The organism is Thermosulfurimonas sp. (assembly GCF_015491435.1).
In the GTDB taxonomy this organism is placed as follows: Bacteria; Desulfobacterota; Thermodesulfobacteria; order Thermodesulfobacteriales; family Thermodesulfobacteriaceae; genus Thermosulfurimonas_A.
In genome coordinates, this window is record NZ_WFVX01000171.1 from 1 (window position 1) to 4456 (window position 4456).

Genomic DNA, 4456 nt, shown 5'->3' on the forward strand with positions numbered 1-4456 from the left:
CTACGAGATCATAAAAAAGGAAGGATACGAGGAAGGGTTGAAACAAGGGATCCAACAAGGGATCCAACAGGGTTTACAGCAGGGATTACAGGAGGGAATTCAGCAGGGGATAGAACAGGGAATTCGGCAGGGAATTCTCAAGGCTGTAGAGTTGGGATTAGAGTTAAAGTTTGGAAGCGAGGGCTTAAAACTTTACCCTGAAATAAAAAAAATAAAGGAGGTGGAAAAACTTGAGGCCTTAAGCGAAGCCCTTAAGGTGATCCGGAACCTTGAGGAGTTTAAACATTTTCTGCGGGATTATTTGCCTTCCGGAAAAGAAGAAGAGAAGCCGATGGACTAAGGAGTGAAGACTCCGTATTTCTGGAGCTTGGCCCGGAGGGTGTTACGGTTTATGCCGAGGAGGCGGGCGGCCTGAACCTGGTTCCCTCCGGTCTCGGAGAGGGCCCGGAGGAGGAGTTCCTTTTCCACCGCGGAGATGATCCGCTCGTAGATTTCCCCCTCTTCGGCCGAAGAGAAGGCCCGGGAGACGAGCTCTTTCGCCAGGGCCTCCAGGGCCTCGCGGGGAAGCGACCCTGAGCGGGGAAGGTCAAGGTCCTCGGGAAGGATGAGGGAGCCGCGGGAAAGCACCACGGCCCGGGTAAGCACATTTTTAAGCTCCCGCACGTTTCCCGGCCAGGAATAGCTTTCAAGTTTCCTTAAGGCCTCCTCGGTGAGAAAGACCCTCTTTCCCGCGTTCCGTGAGGCCTCCTCCACGAAATAGTGGGCCAGGAGGGGGATATCCTCGGGTCTTTCCCTCAAGGGCGGAATGCGGATGTGGAGGACGGAGAGGCGATGGAAAAGGTCTTCCCGGAAGCGACCCTCGGCTACCTCCCGTTCCAGATTCCGGTTGGTGGCCGCCACCACCCGCACGTCCACTTTTATCGGCCTGGTGCCTCCGAGGCGTTCCACCACCCCTTCCTCAAGCACCCGGAGGAGTTTTACCTGGAGGGCCGGGCTCATGTCTCCCACTTCGTCAAGGAATAAGGTTCCTCCGTGGGCCTGTTCGAACTTTCCGGGATGCCGGCTCTGGGCTCCGGTGAAGGCCCCGGGCTCAAAGCCGAAAAGTTCGCTTTCGATAAGGGTCTCCGGAAGGGCCGCGCAGTTTACGGCTACAAAGGATTTTCCCCGTCGGGGGCTATAGTGATGGATGAGACGGGCCACAAGCTCTTTCCCCACCCCGGTCTCCCCGGTGATAAGGACCGGCATGGGCGAGGGAGCGGCAAGCCCGATGGTCTTACAGACCTCAAGGATAGCCCGGCTCTTTCCTACGAAGCGCCCTTCGGGAAGCTCCTCGATACAGGGAAGACAGGCGGCACTTTCCCGTTCCCGCAGGGCCAGTGCCCGGGAGATTACGGCCTTTAGCTCCTCAAGATCAAAGGGCTTGGTTACATATTCGTAGGCCCCGGCCCTCATGGCCTCAATGGCCGAGTCCGTATCCGCATAGGCCGTGATTACAATCACCGGGAGTCCGGGGATTTCTTCTTTAATACGTTTTAAGACCTTGAGGCCGTAAAGATCCGGAAGCTTCAGATCCAGAAGGACTACTTCGGGGTTTTCGTGAAGGAGCTTTAAGCCCTCCTTCCCGCTTGCCGCGGTAATAAACTCGTATTCCGGAAGGCTCCGGGGCAGGGCGTAAAGGATGGAGGTATCGTCGTCAATGAGAAGGAGGCGTGTTTTTTTCCTCATCTTGCTCTTCCGGACTCAAGGGTAACTCTATTTCCACCCGGGTGCCAGCTCCCTCCCGGGAATGGATATGGATCTCTCCGGAGAGGGCTTTTACCAGATTGTGGGTGATGGAAAGACCGAGGCCCGTTCCCTCAGGTTTGGTAGTGAAGAAGGGTTCGAAGATGCGACGGCGGATATCTTCCGGGATGCCCGGGCCGGTGTCCTCCACGGAAAGCCACACCTTTCCGTCCTTTAAGGCTGTGCGCACGGTAAGTCGCCCTCCTTCAGGCATGGCCTGAAGGGCGTTTAAGGCCAGGTTAAGGAGGATCTGTTTTAGGGCCTCGGGGGAGCTTTCGAAGAGTGGAAGCTCCGAAAGTTCGGCCCGGATCTCCACCCCCTGACGTCTGGCCTGGGGACGAAGGATCGTTAGAACCTCCTCCACCAGATTATTGAGCTGGACTTTTTCCCGGGGAAGGTCCTCCCGGCGGCTTTTGGCAAAATCAAGGAAACTCTTAACAATGTGGTCCAGACGCCGGATCTCTTTTCGCAGGATCTCAAAGTCCTCAGGACGGGCCCTGCCCCTGGCGGCAAGCTCCACCAGAAGGGAGATGGAAGTCAGCGGGTTTTTGATCTCATGGGCCACGCCTGCGGCAAACTGCCCCAGCGCGGCCAGCATCTCCGCCCGGGCCATGCGCTCGTGCGTGCGCTTGAGTTCCTCCACCATTTCCTTGAGGCTTTGCGACATGCGGTTAAAGGTCTCCACCAGCTCCCGGATCTCTCCCACCGCCGAAATCTTTACCGTGTGTCCAAACTCTCCCCGGGCGATCCTCTGGGCCTCACGATTTAAAACCAGAACCGGGTGCACCACCCTTCTTGCCACCCACAGAGCAGCAAGGATGCTGTTTATCAGGATCACCAGGACCAGAAGTAAAAGTCGTTTTTCGGTGGCCAGAAGCCTTTCGGAGATGACCCCGCGGCGAAGAAAAAGCCGGATCTCACCCAAAGTGCCGAGATCCGGCGAGGTAATGGCCTCGGAAATCACCAGGGCTCCTGTGGGGGAAAAGTGGTCGCGGGGATAGCGAAGATGGAGGTTCAGGTTTTTGGACCGTAACTCGGCTCCTAGGAGATCAGGATTGGTCTCCACCGTGTGCTTAAGAAGGGCATAAAGGGTATAGATATCCTCATAGAGCATGGGTTCGGTGAGATCCCGGGCCAGAGTCCGGGCCTGGAAATGCCAGCGGGAAAGGATCTCGCGGGTGAAGAGTTCTTTTTCCTTACGCAGGATCACATAAGAGACCGCCAGGGTGCTTATCAGGATGATAAGGGTCAGGGCCGCGGAGATCTGAAAGGCCGCGCTGCGAAGGAGTCTCAAAGGGGACATTGCTCTATAAGTCGCCGGGTCTCCAGGTAGAGTTCGTGTTTCGGGGGAATGAAACGATCAATTCCCATTTTCCTTAATACCTTCTTTCCCTCCGGATCCTCCGGCATGTGAAGGAGGATGGAAAGGACCTTCTGACGGAAGGCCTCGTCACTTTTGGGAGAGGCCACAAAAGGAGGGATTCCTAGCCGGGGAGACTTCTCTATGATGCGCACCCTCCGGACATAATCCACTCCCCGGGAAAGGAGATCCTCATAAACCAGGCTATCCACCGAGGCCCCGTCCACCACCCCAGCGGCCACCAGCTCGATGGACTTCTGATGTCCGTAGGTGAAAAATACCCGGCGGAAATACGCCTCCGGGGTGGTCCCCAGGGTGCGAAGTCGGGCGAGAACATAGAGCCTTCCCGTAAGGGAGAGGGGATCGGTGAAGGCGAAGGTATGGCCCTTTAGGTCCTCGAATTTATGGTAGGGGCTTTTGCGGGGCACGATGATATAGGCCTGATAATAGGGGCGGCCATGGATCACCGGAACGGCAAGAAGCTTGAGTCCGAAATTCTTGCGCCCGGAAAGGAAGGCCCCGGTACACACATGACCGAAATCGGCCTCCCCGGTCTGAAGCATACGGTTTACTTCCTCGTAGGTACGGCGCTGCTTGAGAATTACGGGTTCCCCGAGCTTGCGGGAAAGATAGGCCACAAAGTCTCGATAGGTCTCCATGGTAATGATGGGAGAGGTCATGGGAGAGACTACGAAGACCTTTTTCGCCCACCCGCAGGACAAAAGAAAAAAGGAGAGAAACCACCATACAAAAACAATCCTTGTCTTCATGTTTTAAAAGTTTAACCCCAAAATTTGCCTAATTCGAGACTTGCCCAGAGGATTTTTTAAAGCCCCGGGAAGAAATCCCTTGGGAAAAGATCTCCTTTCCTCCTCAGGCTTCGACCCCTGGTGAGAGGCTTTACATCTTTACAATACGTTTGACGTAAAACTTTACATCCCCTGGTAACGACTTTTCCCTTCCTTTGTTGAGAATGGCTGATTTCCGGGTTTGGCACGCACTTTGCTCAATTATCCAGTACTATGAGCCGAAAAATTTTTTTAACCCTAATCGGTCTTCTCGGAGTTTTGATAATCGCTTCGAATAATGTTCCGGCCCTGGGGGAGGGATCCTCTCTTCGGCTTGAGGTAGTCTCTTCGGCCGGGCTGGAGAGGGTTCGGGGTGGGGCGGCTTCCCGGCTCCGCTTTCTGCTGGAACCCGGGAGGGTGATCCTCTGGGATGAACCCTCGGTCACCACCAGCGATTATGTGGTGCACCAGAGCGGTTCGGGAAACACGGCTTCACAGGGATTGACCACCCAGCGGTGGCCATAAG

Annotated in this window: 5 protein-coding genes; 2 read left to right on the forward strand and 3 right to left on the reverse strand. The window is 55.7% G+C overall.

All coding sequences use genetic code 11. From position 1 onward, the window contains the following. The coding region (locus F8J34_RS07780; RefSeq protein WP_297057992.1) for a Yae1 family protein at nt 1-340 on the forward strand (340 nt) is incomplete at its 5' end. Here the strand turns inward: F8J34_RS07780 and F8J34_RS07785 are convergent. The 3 genes from F8J34_RS07785 to F8J34_RS07795 are packed head-to-tail and all read right to left on the reverse strand — an operon-like array spanning nt 337 to nt 3912. Continuing rightward, on the reverse strand, nt 337-1725 hold the full coding sequence (locus tag F8J34_RS07785; protein ID WP_297057993.1) for a sigma-54 dependent transcriptional regulator: 1389 nt from the start codon (nt 1723-1725) through the stop codon (nt 337-339). The genes F8J34_RS07780 and F8J34_RS07785 overlap by 4 nt on opposite strands. Further along, entirely contained in the window at nt 1694-3076 is a 1383-nt protein-coding gene (locus tag F8J34_RS07790) for a sensor histidine kinase (protein ID WP_297057995.1), read from the reverse strand. The genes F8J34_RS07785 and F8J34_RS07790 overlap by 32 nt, the downstream gene beginning before the upstream one ends. Continuing rightward, entirely contained in the window at nt 3073-3912 is an 840-nt protein-coding gene (locus F8J34_RS07795) for a PhnD/SsuA/transferrin family substrate-binding protein (RefSeq protein ID WP_297057997.1), read from the reverse strand. The genes F8J34_RS07790 and F8J34_RS07795 overlap by 4 nt, the downstream gene beginning before the upstream one ends. 297 nt (nt 3913-4209) lie before the next feature. Between F8J34_RS07795 and F8J34_RS07800 the strand changes: the two genes are divergently transcribed. Continuing rightward, nucleotides 4210-4455 (forward strand): hypothetical protein, encoded by a 246-nt coding sequence (locus F8J34_RS07800; protein ID WP_297057999.1) that lies wholly within the window; start codon nt 4210-4212, stop codon nt 4453-4455. Nucleotide 4456 lies beyond the last annotated feature (1 nt).